Origin of the sequence: Paracoccus caeni, assembly GCF_016629665.1 — a bacterium.
Classification (GTDB): domain Bacteria; phylum Pseudomonadota; class Alphaproteobacteria; order Rhodobacterales; family Rhodobacteraceae; genus Paracoccus; species Paracoccus caeni.
Map to the genome: position 1 here is coordinate 139104 of NZ_JAEPRQ010000001.1, position 17416 is coordinate 156519.

Sequence of the window (17416 nt, forward strand, 5' to 3'; positions counted from 1 at the left end):
CCTTCCGAACAACACGGAAGGATAAACCGATGGGACAAAGTTTGACGCTGCGCGGGATACCGCATTCGATTCAGCGCGATGCGTGGTGGCTGACCGACAATCGCGATCCCGGCCAAGGCAGCGATGCCGATAAGCGATCCCGTGACAGGCGGCTTAGGCTTCGGCTGATGTCACTGGTCCTGCTGATCGCCCTTGCCGATCTGTTGTTCTGGCGGCAGAGGCTGGGCCTGTCCTTGCCGGTCTATGCCTGCGCGATCTTCGTGCTGTCGGTCTGGAACATCCGTCCCATCACCCGACTGATCGGCCCGGCAGTGTTGCTGATCGTCTCGATCCTGCCAGCGGTCGAGCATGTGCAGCTTCTGTCGGTGCTGTTCCTCTGCGCCGGGCTGACGGCAGCGGTGGTTTGGGCGACGCGCGACCTGTCCGGCCTGCTTCCGGCATGGGGGGCGTTTCTGTGCGACCTGCCGCGACAATGGGCGCTGGTCCTTGTCTCGCCGATCCGGTTTTTTCAAAACAGGTTTGCAAGCGGGGCGACGGCGAATCCCTCATGGCGGACCCTGCTGCGAAACTGGGCCTTTCCGGTGGGCGGCGGTCTGATCTTTGCAGCATTGCTGCTTGACGCCAATCCGCTGCTGTATCGCCTCTTCCAGTTCGAGTTGCCGGATCTTGAAAGAGTCATCCGCCGCGGCATGTTCTGGTCCGGTCTTGCGATCGCCCTGTGGCCGCTGCTCAGCGCTGAACATTCCGCTCCTGCAACCGCTCAACCCGCCAAATCGCGAACGGCGCCCAATCTGGGCCTGAATACCGGCTCGGTGCTGCGCTCGCTATGGCTCTTCAACGCGCTGATCGGGGTGCAGACGGTTCTGGACCTGTCGATCCTCATCGGCGGGGCAGAGCTTCCCGCCGGGATGACCTATGCGCAATACGCCCATCGCGGTGCCTATCCGCTGCTGCTGACCGCGCTCCTCGCCGGGATTTTCGCCCTGCTGGCACGCCCCTTTCTGGCCGAACATCGCGCCCTGAAGCCGCTGATGCTGCTGTGGCTGGCGCAGAACATCGCGCTTTGCGCTTCGGCTCTGCTGCGGCTGGACCTGTATATCGACAGCTTCGGGCTGACCTATCTGCGTATCTATGCGCTGATCTGGATGTGCCTTGTCGCCACCGGGCTGGGCCTGACGGCGTGGCAGGTGCAGATGGGGCACGGCAATGGCTGGCTGATCAGGCGTGTCGCGGTGCTGGCGCTTGGAACGCTTTACCTCACCTGCTTCATCAACTTCGCGCAGATCATCGCCGAAAAGAACCTGTCGCGGCACAGGGATGATAACTCCTACATCTGCTCGCTTGGCCCGATGGCCTTCGGGGCGGTCGTCAAGGCGGATCGCAGCTACCTGATCGACGACGAATGGTGCCGGGTCAAAGCGCCCGAGATCGACGGCTGGCGGGATTGGGGGTTCCGCAAGTGGCGGGTGCGCAGCTATGGTCTGGACGCAATCGAGTGAGACCCGGATGAGCCGCATCTTGATCGTCGATGACGACCCCCGCCTGCGCGATCTGCTTCGGATCGCGCTGGAACGGGCAGAGCATGAGGTGCTGACGGCGGGCGACGGGCAGACCGCCATCACCCACGCGGCCCGGCATTCACCCGATCTGATCGTCCTTGATGTCGGCCTGCCCGAAATGGACGGCTTCGAGGTTTGCCGCCGCCTTCGTGCCCGATCCGAGGTGCCGATCCTGTTCCTGACCGCCCGCGACGACGAAATCGACCGGATCGTCGGGTTGGAACTGGGCGCGGATGATTATGTGACCAAGCCCTTCAGCCCGCGAGAGGTGGTCGCACGGGTGCGGGCGATCCTGAAACGGGCGAATGGCGGCACACGGCCGCAGGCGTTGCGCTATGGGCCGATCCGTCTGGACCGCGAGGCGCGCCATTGCGAGGTTGCCGGGAACCGCGTCACCCTGACCGGGACCGAATTCGAGCTGCTTTCGATGTTGCTGGCCGAGGCCGGGCGGATGCTGACGCGCGTGCATCTGATCAACCGCCTATGGGGGGCAAGCAGTCCGGTTTCAGACAGGACGCTGGACAGCCATTTGCGCAATCTGCGGCGTAAGTTGGACGAGGCAGGGTGCCCCGACCTGATCGAAACGCTGCACGGACAGGGTGTGCGGTTGCGGAGCGTGGAATGACCCGGCGTTGGCGGCCCTCGCTGGCTTTCGTGCTGGGCGGCGCGCTGATCGGAACGCTGGCGCTGTCCTTCTGGGGGCTGGTGTTGCTGCGGGTGATCGGTCCCGAGATCGGCTTTCGCCAAGCGGCGATGTTGCTGGCGACGCTGATCGCCTGCGCGACGGCGGTGCTTGGTCTGCTGCAGCTTCGCCTGCTGCTGCGCCCGATCCGCGCGCTTGCTGCCTATGCCGAGGCGCAGGAGGGCACGGTTGCCCCGATCCCGCCGCCCCGCCATTTCGGGACGCGGGAACTGCAGGCCATGGCCTCGCGCGTCATCGCCATGGCCGAAGCCCTGCGCGAACGAGAAGCGACGGTGCGGACCTATACCGACCATGTCACCCACGAGCTGAAATCCCCCGTCGCGGCGATCCGTGCGGCCAGCGAATTGCTGTCTGACGGTGGCGATCTGACCGAGGTGCAGCAGCGCCTGTTGTCGGAAATCGACGGTGCGCGTCAGCAGATCAAGGCCCAGCTTGCCGCCCTGCGAGACGCCGCGCAGGCGCGAGAGGCCAGCCATCGCGGCAGCACAACCCTGTCTGCGCTGACAGAGATTCTGGAGGCCGGGCATCCCGCGCTGGCGCTACGCTTTGTCGGTGCCGAAGAGCTTCTGCCGCTGTCCGCTGATGGTTTACGGATCATTCTGGACCAGCTTCTGCGCAACGCTGCAGAGCATGGCGCGACCTCGGTAGAGCTTCGCGTCGGTTTGCAGGATGGGCGGCTGTTCCTGACGGTTCAGGACAATGGGCGCGGTATCTCGGCGGGGAATGCGGGTCGCATATTCGAGCCGTTCTTTACCACGCGCCGGGATACCGGCGGCACGGGGATGGGCCTGACGATTGTCCGCAATCTGCTGGTCGCGCATGGTGGCAGGCTGGCGCTGGTGCAGGCTCCCAACGGCGACCTTTCGCATCGATTTTGCCTAAAGGCAGGGTATCCGTTGCCTGACGCGCCTGTCAGCCCAGATAGGCCCGCAGGCCCGGCGGCGGATTGTCCAGGAGCGGTTCGGTCGGGACCGGAGGATGGGCCGCGCCGTGCTCGATCAGGATGGTCGAGGGGGTGAAGGCGCGGGCATCGTCGGGGTCATGCGTGACCATCAGCACGGTCGTATTGTTCTCGGTCGTGAACTGGTCCAGCAGCCGCAGCATTTCAACCTTCAGCGCGGGGCCAAGAGCCGCGAAAGGTTCGTCCAGCAGCAAAATCGGTCGCGCGCGCAGCAGGACGCGGGCCAGCGCGACCCGGCTTTGCTGCCCGCCTGACAGGTTTGCGGGCTTGCGGTTCTCCATGCCCTCAAGCCCGACATGCGCCAGAACCTGCCCGACCCGCGCTTTCTGGGCATGGTTCAGGCGCAGGTCCGGGCGCAGACCAAGCCCTACATTCTGCGCGGCACTCAGATGCGGAAACAGGTTCTGGTCTTGAAACAGCACCGAAACCGGACGCTTGCCCGGCGCGGTATTAGTGATGTCCTCACCGTTCCAGCGCACCCGCCCCTGATCGGGATGCAGAAACCCCGCAATCATCGCCAGAAGCGTCGATTTGCCCGACCCTGACGGCCCGATAACCGCCGCGCGTGATCCGGCGGGCAGCGACAGATTGGCCTGAAGGGTAAAGTTGCCGCGCGTCACATGCAGGTTTTCAAGGTCAAGCAAGTCGGCCTCCCCGGTCGAACAGCCAGAACAGGGCGAAACTGATCGCCATCAACAGAACCGCGCAGGCTGATGCGTCGGCCATGCGGTAGGAATTCATCAGTTGGTATAGCTTCAGCGGCAACGTTGGCTGGTCGCTTGGGAACAGCGTGATGACGCCCAGATCGCCCATCGCCAAGGCCGCCGCCAGACCGCCTGCGAAGCCGATGGGTCGCGCCAACCGGGGCAGGGTCAGCAATCGCAGCCGCGCCAGTCCTTGCATGTCGAGGGAATCGGCCAGCCTGCCGTAATCGGCGCGCAGGTCGCGGGCGGCGGGGATCAGGGCGCGCAGGCCGAAGGGCAGGGCCATGATCGCGTTGATCGCGATAGTGACCGGCAAGGCCAGCGATTGCGGCGCCAGCGTTCCGCGCAGCAGGATGAACAACCCGGTGCCCAGAACCAGCGGCGAGGCGACCAGCGGCAACATCCCCGCCGCCTCGATCAGGCGCGATTTGCTGCGGGCAACCGAGAGGGCAAGGACCAGCGACAGGGTGATGGCCAGCGCGGCGGAAATCAGCGCCATCACCACCGATCTGAGCGCGGCGTCCCAGACATCGGCGGGCAGCGCGGGAATACGGGGCAGGCCGCGCATCGTCACCGCCAGCATCGGCCAAAGCAGGAAGACGGCGGCGAGTGTGATCGCCAGCGTATCGGTGATCCGCCGCCATCCGCGCGGTCCGGTCAGTTGGTCGGGTTGATCCAGCCCGGCACCGAAGGCTGCGGGGATCGCGATCCAGCGGGCCAGTGACATCGCAGCAAGGCACAGCGCGATCTGGATCAGGCCCAGCATTGCCGCCCGGCCAAGGTCGAAATCGAAACGGAACGCCTGATAGATGGCTAACTCCACCGTGGTGGCGCGCGGGCCTCCGCCCAATGTCAGCGCCACCGCGAAAGAGGTCAGGCAGACCAGAAACACCGCCAGCCAGACCCCCGGCAGAACCGCCCGCAGCATGGGCCGTTCCAGATGCCGGGCAATGTCGGCGGGGGCAAAGTCAAGGCTTGCGGCAAGGCGGAAACGCTCGGACGGGATCGACTGCCAGCCTTGCAGGATCAGCCGCACCGACAGCGGCAGGTTGAAGAAGACATGCGCAAGGATGACGCCCTGCCAGCCGTAGATGGTGATCTCGGGCAGGCCGAAGGCGCGGAAGGCGTCGTTCAGGACGCCATTGCGACCGAAGACCGAAATCAGGCCCATGATCGCCACGATCACCGGCAGGATGAACGGTGCGCCCAGCAGCGTGACCAGCAAGGCGCGACCCGGAAAGCGGCGGCGGGCCAAAGCGCGGGCGACCGGGATTGCCAACAGCGCCGACAGGCTGGCCGACAGCATCGCCTGCCAGAGGGTGAACCAGACCGCGCGCCAGTCCCACGGCCCAAGCCCGGACAAGCCGCGGGCCTGCCATGCGACTGCGGCCAAGGTGCCAAGGATCAGCGCGGCCAGCGCCGCCGCAACGGCGCCGCCGCCCCAATCCCGCCTTATTGCGAAAATGCCCGCAGCCATTCGTCAAGCGCAGGCTGGCGCAATGCCTCGGCCTCGTCTTCGGTGTAGAACAGGGTCTTTTCGGGGCGCGGCAGGTCGCGCATCACCTGCGGCCAATCAGCCTGAGGCAGCTTGGCCGGCATCGACCAGTTGGCCAGCGGGATCACCTTCTGGAAATCCGGGGTCAGGATCCAATCCATGAACGCCTGCGCCAGTTCCGGCTGATCGGTGGTGCGAAGCTGCGCCGCCAGTTCGGTCATGAAATAATGACCCTCGGGGAAGATCGCGGCCTTTTTGGTCAGGTCTTCCTCGGCTGCGATATGATAGGCGGGCGAGGTGGTGTAGGACAGCACCATATCGGCCTCACCATCGGTGAACATGCCATAGCTTTCCGACCAGCCCTTCGTCACCGTCAGCACCTTGGGCGCAAGCTTGGCCCAAGCCTCTGGCGCCTGATCGCCATAAACCTCTTTCACCCACAACAGCAGCGCAAGGCCAGAGATCGAGGCGCGCGGATCCTGAATGACGATCTTCAGATCGTCGGGCGCGTCCAGCAGCTCGGCAAAGCTTGCAGGCGGGTTTTCCAGCCGGGTTTCGTCATAGATGAAGGCGGTTTCGCCCCAGTTGTAGGGCAGAAAAATCTCATCCGTCCATTCGATCGGCAGCGACATGTCCGAGGTGTCCTGCCCATGCGGCGCAAACAGGCCCGAGGCGCGGGCGCGGGCCGTCACATCGGTGTTCAGGCCAAAGACGATATCGGCCTCGGTCCCTTCGCCTTCCATCAGGATGCGCGGCAGCACGTCGCCGGTCACGAATTTCAGATCGCAGTTGCAGAAAGCCTCGAAGCCTTCCTCGATCTTCGGGCCGGGGCCCCATTCACTGGTGACATAATCGCCCGCATAGACGGTCAGCACCGGCTTATCCTCGGCAAGCCCGGGTGAGGCTGCCAGCAAGGCAAGGGTAAGGGCCTGCAATCTCATCGCTGCGTCTCCTTCTCAAGCGGGTTTCGAAAAGAAGGACAGCGAAACCTTCCCTCCGCCGGTGTTAGCCGGATCAGGTTCAACGGGTCCGCTATTCGCGTCTCAGCCCGACAGGGCACCCCGAGGTGTTCTTTGGAACATAGTCGCCCCGCTGGCCGCCGCAAGAAGAAAGCGTGGTTTCCAAGGCGGTCGCGGGCCGTTAGAAAAGCCGCCACAAGGGATGAGACAGGACCGGCATGAACGATCAGCCCACACCGATGATGGCGCAATATCTGGCGATCAGGGACGCAAATCCCGGCGCGCTGCTGTTCTATCGCATGGGCGATTTCTACGAGATGTTCTTTGACGATGCTATCGCGGCGGCGGCAGCGCTGGATATTGCGCTGACCAAGCGCGGCACCCATCAGGGTGAGCCTATCCCGATGTGCGGTGTCCCGGTCCACGCCGCGGAAGGCTATCTTCTGACGCTGATCCGCAAGGGGTTCCGCGTGGCGATTGCCGAGCAGATGGAAGACCCTGCCGAGGCGAAGAAGCGCGGATCGAAGTCGGTCGTGGCCCGCGATGTCGTGCGGCTGGTCACCCCCGGCACGCTGACCGAAGAGGCGCTTCTGGAAGCGCGGCGGCATAACTTTCTGGCGGCTTTCGCGACGGTTCGCGATGAAAGTGCGCTGGCATGGGTGGATATCTCGACCGGGGCCTTTCAGGTGATGGAATGTCCGGCCTCGCGTCTGGCGCCGGAACTGGCGCGGCTGGCTCCGCGTGAATTGCTGGCGATTGACGGGGCGGGGTTGGATGATCTGGCGTCCGAGGCCGGGGCGGCGCTGACCGATCTGCCTGCCAGCGCCTTTGACAGCGCGGCGGGGGCGCGGCGGCTGGCGGCGCTTTACGGGGTCGAGACGCTGGACGGGTTCGGCAGCTTTTCGCGGTCGGAACTGTCGGCGATGGGCGCGGTCGTCGATTATCTGGACATGACCCAGAAGGGCAAACTGCCGCTGCTGCGCCCGCCGGTCCGCGAACGCGTGGGCGGGGCGATGCAGATCGACGCGGCGACACGGCGCAATCTGGAACTGACGCAGGCTTTGTCGGGCGGGCGCGAGGGGTCGCTGCTCGCGGCCATCGACCGGACGGTGACGGCGGCGGGCGCGCGCCTGCTGGAGCGGCGGATCAGCGCGCCAAGCCGCGATCTTGCGGTGATCCATGCGCGGCAGGATGCGGTGGCCGGGCTGGTCGCGGATGCGCGGCTGTCGGCCGATCTGCGCGATGCCTTGGCGCGGGTGCCGGATATGGACCGGGCGCTGTCGCGGCTGGCGCTGGACCGGGGCGGGCCGCGCGATCTGACGGCGATCCGCTCGGGCCTGACCCAAGGTGCCGCCATTGCCGAACGCCTGCCCGAGGACGCACCGCAGGTTCTGCGCGACGCGGCCCGCGATTTGACCGGCCATGACGGGCTGATCGATCTGCTGGATCAGGCGCTGGTGGCCGAGCCGCCCTTGCTGGCCCGCGATGGTGGTTTCGTCGCGCCCGATTATGACGAGGATCTGGACCAAACCCGCCGCCTGCGGGATGAGGGCCGGGGCGTGATCGCCGGGATGCAGGCCGACTATTCGGCTAAGGCCGGGGTCTCCAGCCTGAAGATCAAGCATAACAACGTGCTGGGCTATTTCATCGAAACCACGGCGACCCACGCCGAAAAGATGATGGCCCCGCCGCTGAACGAGACCTTCATTCACCGTCAGACCACCGCCAACCAAATCCGCTTCACCACGGTCGAACTGTCCGAGCTTGAAACGCGTATCCTCAACGCTCGCGACAGGGCGCTGGAGATTGAGCGGGGGATTTTTGACCGCCTGCGAGGGGCGATTCTGGCGCAGGCTGCCGAAATCGGTCAGGCGGCGCGCGCCTTGGCCGAAATCGATCTGGCCTCGGCCTTTGCCGATATCGCGACCGGCGAGGGCTGGGCGCGTCCGCGCGTCGATGACAGCCGCGCCTTTGTGATCGAGGGCGGTCGGCATCCGGTGGTCGAGCGTGCGTTGAAGCGAAAGGCGGACAGCTTTGTCGCCAATGATTGCGCGCTAACCGAAGGCGACACCCCGGCGATCTGGCTGCTGACCGGCCCGAACATGGCCGGTAAATCGACCTTCCTGCGACAGAATGCGCTGATCGCGGTGTTGGCGCAGGCGGGGGCGTTTGTGCCCGCGAAGGCCGCGCATATCGGCATGGTCAGCCAGCTTTTCAGCCGCGTCGGCGCGGCGGATGATCTGGCGCGGGGGCGTTCGACCTTCATGGTCGAGATGGTGGAAACGGCGGCGATCCTCAATCAGGCCGACGATCATGCGCTGGTGATCCTTGACGAAATCGGGCGCGGAACGGCGACGTGGGACGGCCTTTCCATCGCTTGGGCGGTGATGGAGCATCTGCACGCCGTCAACCGCTGCCGGGCCTTGTTCGCGACGCATTACCACGAAATGACCGCCCTGACCGCCAAGCTGGAAGGCGTCGAGAACGCCACCGTCGCCGTGCGCGAATGGGACGGCGAGGTGATCTTCCTGCACGAGGTCAGGAAGGGCGCAGCGGATCGCAGCTATGGGGTGCAGGTGGCGCGGCTGGCCGGTTTGCCTGCAAGCGTGGTGGAACGCGCCCGCGAAGTGCTGGACGCGCTGGAATCGGGGGAACGCGAAGGCGCGGCCCGGCCTGCCGCCCTGATCGACGATCTGCCGTTGTTCCGCGCGGTTCCTGCGGCACCCGCGCCCGCGAAGGCCAAGGAAAGCCCACTGGACGCGCGGATGAAAGCGGTGCATCCCGATACCATGTCCCCGCGCGAGGCGCTGGATCTGATCTATGAACTGAAATCGCTGACCGGAGAGCCGCGATGAGCTACAACACCTTTGGCCGCGAATTCCGGTTCACCACTTGGGGCGAAAGCCACGGGCCTGCCTTGGGCGCAACCGTCGATGGCACCCCTCCGGGCGTGCCGGTTGACGAAGCCTTCATTCAGCAATTTCTGGACCGTCGCCGTCCGGGGACCAGCAAGCATACGACGCAACGCCGCGAGGCAGATCAGGTGCGCATCCTGTCGGGCGTGTTCGAGGGCAAGACCACCGGCACCCCGATTCAGTTGATGATCGAGAATACCGATCAGCGGTCCAAGGATTATGGCGAGATCGCGACCAGCTTTCGCCCCGGCCATGCCGACATCACCTATCACCTGAAATACGGGATCAGGGATTATCGCGGCGGTGGCCGCTCTTCGGCCCGCGAAACGGCGGCGCGGGTTGCGGCTGGCGGCGTGGCGCAGGCGGTGCTGGCGCATCTGCTGCCGGATCTACGTATCACCGGCTATATGGTGCAGATGGGCGCGCTGCATCTGGACCGCAGCAGGTTCGATCCGCGCGCCATCCCGGACAATCCGTTCTTCCTGCCGGATGCGGCTTCGGTGGATGAATGGTCGGATTATCTTGACGGTATCCGCAAGGATCAGAACAGCGTTGGCGCCGCAATCGAGGTGCTGATCGAGGGTTGCCCACCCGGTCTTGGCGCGCCGGTTTATGCGAAACTCGATACCGATCTGGCGGCGGCGATGATGTCGATCAACGCGGTCAAAGGGGTCGAGATCGGCGAGGGGATGGCAGCGGCAGCCCTGACCGGGACTGCCAATGCGGACGAGATTCGGATTGGCAATGACGGCCCGATGTTCCTGTCAAACCATGCGGGCGGGATCCTTGGCGGGATCTCGACCGGGCAGGACATCGTGGTGCGGTTCTCGGTCAAGCCGACCAGTTCCATCACCACGCCGCGCCAGACGATCAACCAGCATGGCGCCGAGATCGACCTGATCACCAAGGGCCGCCATGATCCCTGCGTGGGTATTCGTGCCGTCCCGGTGGCCGAGGCGATGGCGGCTTGTGTCATTCTGGATCATCTACTGATGGACCGCGCCCAGACGGGCGGGGTGCGCGGCGAAATCGGCTGAACGTAAAGCGCCCGCCCGGAACAAGATGCCGATAGGCACCGCCGGGCATTGCCCACCGGCGGTTGGGCAATGCCCTCAGCTTTCCACGCATATCTCCACCGTAAAATCGGTCACTGTCATAATATCGTCATGTTTATGTCGCATGCGTGTCACCGGAGCGGAATAAATCACCCGCAGCCCCTTTCGGGCACAGACCGATTCAGGAGAGATCCATGTCCACCGTGAAATTCACCGTCTCGGCCCTCGCCTTGATCGCCGCCTCGGCTACTGCCGCTGCTGCCCGCGATCAGGTTCAGGTGTCGGGTTCGTCCACCGTCCTGCCTTACGCCACCATCGTTGCCGAAGTCTTCGGCGAGAACACCGACTTCCCGGTTCCGGTCGTGGAATCCGGCGGCACCGGCGGCGGTTTGCAAAAATTCTGTGAAGGCGTCGGCGAAAACACCATCGACATCGCCAATGCCAGCCGCCCGATCAAAGATGCCGAGCGTGAGACCTGCACCGCCAATGGTGTAACCGACATCATGGAAGTCCGCATCGGCTATGACGGGATCGTCTTCGCCAACACCGTTGATGGCCCGGATTTCGCCTACACCCCGGCTGACTGGTTCAACGCACTATCCGCCAAGGTCGTCGTTGACGGCAAGATGGCCGACAACACCGCTGCCAAATGGAGCGATGTGAACCCGGAACTGCCCGAGCAGGACATTCTGGCCTTCGTTCCGGGCACCAAGCACGGCACCCGCGAAGTGTTCGAGGAAAAAGTCATTCTGGCTGGCTGCGAAGAATCCGGCGCGCTGGAAGTCTTTACCGCTGAACTGGGCGATGAAGATGCCGCCGAAGAAGCCTGCATGACGCTGCGCACCGACGGCAAATCGGTCGATATCGACGGCGACTATACCGAGACGCTGGCCCGCATCGGCAGCTCGCCCAACGGCATCGGCGTGTTCGGCCTGTCCTTCTACGAAAACAACACCGACAAGCTGAAAGTCGGCACGATCAGCGGCGTCACCCCCTCGACCGAGACGATCGCTTCGGGTGAATACCCGGTTTCGCGCCCGCTGTTCTTCTATGTGAAGAAAGCCCATATCGGTGAAATCGCCGGTCTGAAGGAATTCGTCGAATTCTTCGTGTCGGACGAACTGGCAGGCCCTGATGGTCCGCTGGCCGAATACGGTCTGGTCTCGGACCCGGAACTGGCCGCGACGCAGGAAGCCGTCGCGAACGAAACCACGATGCAATGATCCGGCACGGGCGGGGCGCGATGCGCGCCTCGCCCGGTCACCCTGTTTCGCCCCTTCAGTAAGGAAGGAACGCCCATATGCCGTTGTCCTGGGCATTGTTTGCCAGCCTGCTTCTGGCCTTTGCGGGCTACCTGCTTGGCCGCAGCCGAGCATTCGCCGCAGCCGGGCCCGATGTGCGCCAGTTGCACAGCCGCCCCACCTATCACGGCGCAAGCGTCGCCCTGACCGCGCTGATGCCGGCGCTGGCAGTTCTGGCCATCGCCTCGATCCTGCGCATGGCAGGTGTCATCACCGCCGAAGCCGGGACCATTGTTGGCCTGATCGCGCTGGCAGCCTCGGTTCTTGGGCTGGGCTGGGCCGCGACCCGCATTGGCCGCGATTTTCAGGCCCGCAACGCCGTCGAACGGATCGTGCTTGGGCTGCTGATCATGTGCTCGCTGATCGCGATCCTGACCACGGCGGGCATCGTGCTGTCGCTGCTGTTCGAAACGGGCCGCTTCTTTCAGGTCTATGACTGGAAAACCTTCTTCTTCGGCACCGAATGGACCCCGCGTTTTCAGGGGAATTCGCAGCTTGGCATCCTGCCGCTGCTGTGGGGCACACTTTATATCTCTTTCATCGCGCTGATCGTATCGGTCCCGGTCGGGCTGTTCGCCGCGATCTATATGTCCGAATATGCCAGCAAGCGGGTGCGCAGCTTTGCCAAGCCCGCCATCGAGGTTCTGGCCGGTATCCCGACCATTGTTTACGGCCTTTTCGCGCTGGTCGTCGTCGGGCCGATGCTGCGCGACTATTTCGCGCAGCCGCTGCAATTGGGCAATTCGGCCTCGTCCGTGCTGACGGCCGGGCTGGTCATGGGCATCATGCTGATCCCCTTCGTCAGCTCGCTGTCCGACGATATCATCAACGCCGTGCCGCAAAGCCTGCGTGACGGTGCCCTGGGCCTAGGCTCGACCCCGTCCGAGACCATTCGTCAGGTGGTTCTGCCTGCCGCCCTTCCCGGCATTGTCGGCGCCGTCCTTCTGGCGGCCAGCCGTGCCATCGGCGAAACGATGATCGTGGTTCTGGGCGCCGGTGCCGCCGCGCAGCTTGGGCTTAATCCGTTCGAGGCGATGACCACGATCACCGTCAAGATCGTCAGCCAGTTGACCGGCGACAGCGATTTCAACTCGCCCGAGACGCTGGTGGCCTTTGCCCTTGGCCTGACCCTGTTCATCATCACCCTCGCCCTGAATGTGGTCGCGCTCTACATCGTGCGCAAATATCGCGAGCAGTACGAATGACCGATATGCCCATGTCCAACCCCGTTTCCGGTGCGACCAAAGGCACGCTGATGCAGCCCGACGCCCGCACCCGTCGCCGCAACGCCGCCGAGAAACGCTTCCGCATCTATGGCGCGACCGCCATCGGCATCGCCGTCCTTGCGCTGGTGGTGCTGCTGTTCACCATCTTCCGCGATGGCTCGGGCGCGTTCCGGCAGACCTATCTGGCCATTCCGGTCGAACTGAATGCGCAGGTGCTTGACCCGAAAGGCAACCGCGACCCCGGCGAAATGTCCAAGGTGCTGACCCTTGGCTATGGCAAGGTGCTGGATGCCGCGGTCGAGGCGACCGTCGCCCGCGAGAATATCCAGATCGAAGGCCTGACCGAGGCCGAGATCAAGGGGCTGATTTCCAAGGATGCCTCGGCGCAGGTGCGCAGCCGCGTTCTGGCCGACCCGGAACTGGTCGGCCAAACGATCGAGGTCGATGTGCTGGCGAATGGCCGTGTCGATGGCTACTTCAAAGGCCGCGTCACGCTGGCCAGCGCCGAGCGCGACAACAACACCTCGCCGCAGCAACTGATGCTGGCGGATGAGCTGCGCGACCGTGGCCTGATGGTCACCCGATTCAACTGGCATTTCCTGAGCAACCCGGACGCATCCGATCAACGCCCGGAAGCGGCGGGCGTCGGGGTGGCCATTCTGGGGTCGCTTTACATGATGCTGGTGGTGCTGTTCCTTGCGGTGCCGATTGGCGTTGCGGCCAGTATCTATCTTGAGGAATTCGCGCCGAAGAACCGTTGGACCGACGTGATCGAGGTGAACATCTCGAACCTCGCGGCGGTGCCGTCCATCGTCTTCGGTATCCTTGGCCTTGCCGCCTTCATCAACTTCGCCGGTCTGCCGCAATCCGCGCCGATTGTCGGGGGTCTGGTGCTGACGCTGATGACGCTGCCGACAATCATCATCTCGACCCGCGCGGCGCTGAAAGCCGTGCCGCCCTCGATCCGCGATGCGGCGCTTGGGGTCGGTGCCTCGAAGATGCAGTCGGTCTTTCACCACGTCCTGCCTTTGGCGATGCCCGGCATCCTGACCGGCACGATCATCGGTCTGGCGCAGGCTTTGGGCGAAACCGCCCCGCTTCTGTTGATCGGCATGGTGGCCTTCGTGAAGAACTTCCCCGCCTCGCCGCCGGAAGGATTGTTCGACCCTGCTTCGGCCCTGCCGGTGCAGATCTATAACTGGACGCAGCGCTCGGACCCGGCCTTCATCGAACGTGCTTCGGGGGCGATCATCGTGCTGCTGATCTTCCTGTTTTGCATGAACTTGCTGGCCATCTACCTGCGCCGCAAATTCGAGCGTCGGTGGTAATCCGGTCCAAGGAGGCCAATATGTACGACATGAACCGAGTGGAGAACGCCGTGAGCCAGACCGACATCAAGATCGCAGCCCGTGGGGTGCAGGTCTATTACGGTGACAAACACGCGCTGAAGGATGTCGATGTGGACATCCTAGACAAGACCGTGACCGCCTTTATCGGCCCGTCGGGCTGCGGCAAGTCAACCTTTCTGCGCTGCATCAACCGGATGAACGACACCATCCCGATTGCCCGCGTCGAAGGCAAGATCGCGCTGGATGGCGAAGATATCTATGACCGTCGCGTCGATCCGGTGCAGCTGCGCGCCAAGATCGGCATGGTGTTTCAGAAGCCGAACCCCTTCCCGAAATCGATCTATGACAACGTGGCTTACGGCCCGCGCATCCACGGCCTGTCCCGCAACCGGGCAGAGCTTGACGAGATCGTTGAAAAGGCCCTTCGCGGCGCCGCCCTGTGGAACGAGGTCAAGGACCGTCTGCAAGAGCCGGGAACCGGCCTGTCGGGTGGTCAGCAGCAGCGCCTCTGCATCGCCCGCGCCGTGGCGACCGCGCCCGAGGTGCTGTTGATGGACGAACCCTGTTCCGCGCTGGACCCGATTGCCACGGGTCAGGTCGAAGAGCTGATCGATCAATTGCGCGAGCAGTTCTCGGTCGTGATCGTCACCCACTCGATGCAGCAGGCTGCCCGCGTCAGCCAGAAGACCGCCTTCTTCCACCTGGGCAATCTGGTCGAATATGGCGAAACCGACGACATTTTCACCAAGCCGCAGGACAGCAGGACCGAGGCCTATATTTCCGGCCGCATCGGCTGACATTTGCAGGGAGCAATTTCAGAATGAACCGCGACAAGCATATCTCGTCAGCCTTCGACCGCGATCTTGAGACGATTCAGGCGCAGGTCGTCAAGATGGGCGGCATGGTCGAAGCCGCCATCACCGATGCCGCCAGCGCGCTGGAGGGCCGGGATGAAGAACTGGCCGAACAGGTCCGCCGCCGCGACAAGTCGATCGACGCGCTGGAGGCGCAGATCAACGAAGACGCAGCCCGCCTGATCGCCCTTCGCGCACCGACCGCGACCGATCTGCGCATGGTGCTGGCGGTGATGAAGATCGCCGCCTCGCTGGAGCGGGTGGGCGATTACGCCAAGAACATGGCGAAACGCACCGCCGTTCTGTCGCAGATGCCGGTGATCGACGGCTCGGCCATTGCGTTGCGCCGGATGTCGCAGACGGTCAGCAAGATGCTTCAGGACGCGCTGGACAGCTATATCCGCCGCGACGCCGATCTGGCCGAGGATGTGCGCCAGCGCGATCTGGAAGTGGATCAGATGTATAACGCGCTGTTCCGCGAATTCCTGACCTACATGATGGAAGACCCGCGCAACATCACCCCCTGCATGCATCTGCATTTCATGGCCAAGAACGTCGAGCGGATGGGCGACCATGCCACCTCGATTGCCGAGCAGGTGATCTATCTGGTCACGGGCGAATTGCCGGATGATGCGCGGCCCAAGGCCAACAGCGTCCCAAGCGATGCTGATGTCGTGGCAGGAGGCTGAACCGATGGCTCGACAGGCACCATGCGTCCTTGTGGTCGAGGATGAGGGCGCGCAGCGCGAGGTCTTGCAATATAACCTTGAGGCCGAAGGCTTTGACGTGGTCGTCGCCGACAATGGCGAAGATGCGCTGCTGCTGGTGCAAGAGGAACAGCCCGATCTGATGGTCCTGGACTGGATGCTGCCCAAGGTGTCCGGGATCGAGGTTTGCCGTCAGGTCAAGGCCGATCCGGGCACCCGCTCGATCCCGATCATCATGCTGTCGGCGCGCAGCGAGGAAGGCGACCGCGTGCGCGGGCTGGAAACCGGCGCGGATGATTACGTGGTGAAGCCCTATTCGGTGGTCGAACTGATGGCGCGCCTGCGCACCCAGTTGCGCCGTACCCGCCCGGCCACGATGGGCGAACGGCTGAGCTATGAGGACATTATTCTGGATGCCGCCGAACACCGGGTTTTCCGTGCAGGCAAGGCGCTGCATCTGGGCCCGACCGAGTTCCGGCTGCTGTCCACGCTGATGGAAAAGCCGGGCCGCGTCTGGACGCGGGAACAGTTGCTGGACCGGGTCTGGGGTCGCGACATCTATGTGGATACGCGCACCATCGACGTGCATGTGGGCCGGTTGCGCAAGGCGCTGATGCAGAATGGCGGTGAAAACCCGGTCCGCACGGTGCGCGGCACGGGTTACGCCTTGGGCTGACCCTCAGCCCGCCTGTTTGCCCAGAAACGCCACCACTTCCTCAAGCATCGGAATGGCATCACCCGCGCCCTTGCGGGTGACCTGCAACGCCGCAGCGGCAGATGCGGTGCGCAGCGCCTCGGGGATCGGATCGCCCCGATCCAGAGCGGCGGCGAAATAGCCCGCAAAGGTATCGCCCGCGCCGGTCGTATCGACGGCTTTGACTTTGAAGGACGGTTGCTGCCAGCTTTCGCCGGTCGTCAGGTCGCGATATTCCGCACCGTCGCCGCCGCGCGTGATCAGCAGACCCTCGACCGGCAGATCGCCGGGGATCGCCGCGAAAAGCTGCTCGGATTCGCCCGCATTCATCGCCAGAATGCTGACATGGGGCAGGATCGCCCGCACCGCCTCGATGTCGAAAGGGGCGGCGGAATAGATGACCTTCGCGCCGATCTGCCGGGCAGCCTTGGCGGCTTCGACCTGACAATTCGTTTCATTCTGGATCAGCATCAGATCGTTCGGCTGAACCCCCGCCAGCGCATCCTTCAGCGCGGCTATGGTCAAGGCCCGGTTCGCGCCCGGATGGATGACGATAGAGTTTTCGGCGTCTTCATCCAGCAAAATGATCGCGTGGCCCGTCACCTCATTAGGCAGGCGCAGGATATTCGCGGTGCAGATACCGCTGGCCCGCAGACGGTCGATCACCCATTGATCGGCCTCGCCCATCGCGCCCAAATGAATGGTCAGTGCTCCTGCCCGCGCCGACGCGATGGACTGGTTCGCGCCCTTGCCGCCCAGCCCCATGCTGAAATCGCGGGCGGCCAGCGTCTCGCCGGGGCGGGGCAGATGGGGCAGCCGGTAAACATGATCGATATTGATCGACCCAAGGTTCCATATCGCCATTTCTGCCCCTCCGTTGTTTTCCCTGATCTTGCAGCCATGCCGGGTCTTGTCCAGTCACGGAAACCGCCAA

The 17416-nt window shown here is 64.1% G+C and carries 15 protein-coding genes and 1 riboswitch; of the genes, 11 read left to right on the forward strand and 4 right to left on the reverse strand.

Features of this window, described 5'->3' with window-relative positions:
• The first annotated feature begins 29 nt into the window (after positions 1–29).
• From JJJ17_RS00595 to JJJ17_RS00605, 3 genes are read left to right on the forward strand one after another with little or no spacing between them, the layout of a single operon-like run.
• Complete coding sequence (locus JJJ17_RS00595) at positions 30–1499, forward strand: DUF4153 domain-containing protein (RefSeq protein WP_200683035.1); 1470 nt, start codon at positions 30–32, stop codon at positions 1497–1499.
• Positions 1500–1506: 7 nt separating this feature from the next.
• Positions 1507–2184 carry a response regulator transcription factor gene (locus JJJ17_RS00600; protein WP_200683036.1) on the forward strand — a complete coding sequence of 226 codons (678 nt, stop codon included), beginning with the start codon at positions 1507–1509 and terminating at the stop codon, positions 2182–2184.
• Entirely contained in the window at positions 2181–3281 is a 1101-nt protein-coding gene (locus JJJ17_RS00605; protein WP_200683037.1) for a sensor histidine kinase, read from the forward strand. The genes JJJ17_RS00600 and JJJ17_RS00605 overlap by 4 nt, the downstream gene beginning before the upstream one ends.
• Here the strand turns inward: JJJ17_RS00605 and JJJ17_RS00610 are convergent.
• Genes JJJ17_RS00610 through JJJ17_RS00620 form a run of 3 tightly spaced genes read right to left on the reverse strand, consistent with a single transcriptional unit; the run spans position 3175 to position 6363 of the window.
• Positions 3175–3867 carry a thiamine ABC transporter ATP-binding protein gene (locus JJJ17_RS00610; RefSeq protein WP_200683045.1) on the reverse strand — a complete coding sequence of 231 codons (693 nt, stop codon included), beginning with the start codon at positions 3865–3867 and terminating at the stop codon, positions 3175–3177. The genes JJJ17_RS00605 and JJJ17_RS00610 overlap by 107 nt on opposite strands.
• Complete coding sequence (locus JJJ17_RS00615) at positions 3860–5404, reverse strand: thiamine/thiamine pyrophosphate ABC transporter permease ThiP (protein WP_200683046.1); 1545 nt, start codon at positions 5402–5404, stop codon at positions 3860–3862. The genes JJJ17_RS00610 and JJJ17_RS00615 overlap by 8 nt, the downstream gene beginning before the upstream one ends.
• Complete coding sequence (locus JJJ17_RS00620; protein WP_200683047.1) at positions 5380–6363, reverse strand: thiamine ABC transporter substrate-binding protein; 984 nt, start codon at positions 6361–6363, stop codon at positions 5380–5382. Before JJJ17_RS00620 ends, JJJ17_RS00615 begins: the two co-directional genes overlap by 25 nt.
• Positions 6364–6396: 33 nt before the next feature.
• Positions 6397–6496: riboswitch (TPP riboswitch) on the reverse strand.
• Between the two features lie 103 nt (positions 6497–6599).
• Between JJJ17_RS00620 and mutS the strand changes: the two genes are divergently transcribed.
• The 8 genes from mutS to phoB all read left to right on the forward strand — a co-directional run bounded on the left by mutS (position 6600) and on the right by phoB (position 16464).
• On the forward strand, positions 6600–9236 hold the full coding sequence (gene mutS / locus JJJ17_RS00625; RefSeq protein ID WP_200683048.1) for a DNA mismatch repair protein MutS: 2637 nt from the start codon (positions 6600–6602) through the stop codon (positions 9234–9236).
• Positions 9233–10333 carry a chorismate synthase gene (gene aroC, locus JJJ17_RS00630; RefSeq protein ID WP_200683051.1) on the forward strand — a complete coding sequence of 367 codons (1101 nt, stop codon included), beginning with the start codon at positions 9233–9235 and terminating at the stop codon, positions 10331–10333. Before mutS ends, aroC begins: the two co-directional genes overlap by 4 nt.
• A 212-nt stretch (positions 10334–10545) precedes the next feature.
• A complete protein-coding gene (locus JJJ17_RS00635; protein ID WP_200683052.1) occupies positions 10546–11574 on the forward strand; it encodes a substrate-binding domain-containing protein in 1029 nt (342 codons plus the stop codon).
• Between the two features lie 77 nt (positions 11575–11651).
• Positions 11652–12857, forward strand: coding sequence for a phosphate ABC transporter permease subunit PstC (gene pstC, locus JJJ17_RS00640; protein ID WP_200683053.1), 1206 nt, complete (start codon positions 11652–11654; stop codon positions 12855–12857).
• Positions 12854–14206, forward strand: a complete 1353-nt coding sequence (gene pstA / locus JJJ17_RS00645) for a phosphate ABC transporter permease PstA (protein ID WP_200683054.1) — start codon at positions 12854–12856, stop codon at positions 14204–14206. Before pstC ends, pstA begins: the two co-directional genes overlap by 4 nt.
• 20 nt (positions 14207–14226) lie before the next feature.
• On the forward strand, positions 14227–15024 hold the full coding sequence (gene pstB / locus JJJ17_RS00650; protein WP_200683056.1) for a phosphate ABC transporter ATP-binding protein PstB: 798 nt from the start codon (positions 14227–14229) through the stop codon (positions 15022–15024).
• Between the two features lie 23 nt (positions 15025–15047).
• Positions 15048–15770, forward strand: coding sequence for a phosphate signaling complex protein PhoU (phoU, locus tag JJJ17_RS00655; protein ID WP_200683058.1), 723 nt, complete (start codon positions 15048–15050; stop codon positions 15768–15770).
• A 4-nt stretch (positions 15771–15774) separates the two neighbouring features.
• Complete coding sequence (gene phoB / locus JJJ17_RS00660) at positions 15775–16464, forward strand: phosphate regulon transcriptional regulator PhoB (protein WP_200683059.1); 690 nt, start codon at positions 15775–15777, stop codon at positions 16462–16464.
• Between the two features lie 3 nt (positions 16465–16467).
• On the opposite strand, the gene JJJ17_RS00665 is transcribed toward phoB, so the two are convergent.
• A complete protein-coding gene (locus JJJ17_RS00665) occupies positions 16468–17346 on the reverse strand; it encodes a ribokinase (protein ID WP_200683060.1) in 879 nt (292 codons plus the stop codon).
• Between the last annotated feature and the right edge of the window lie 70 nt (positions 17347–17416).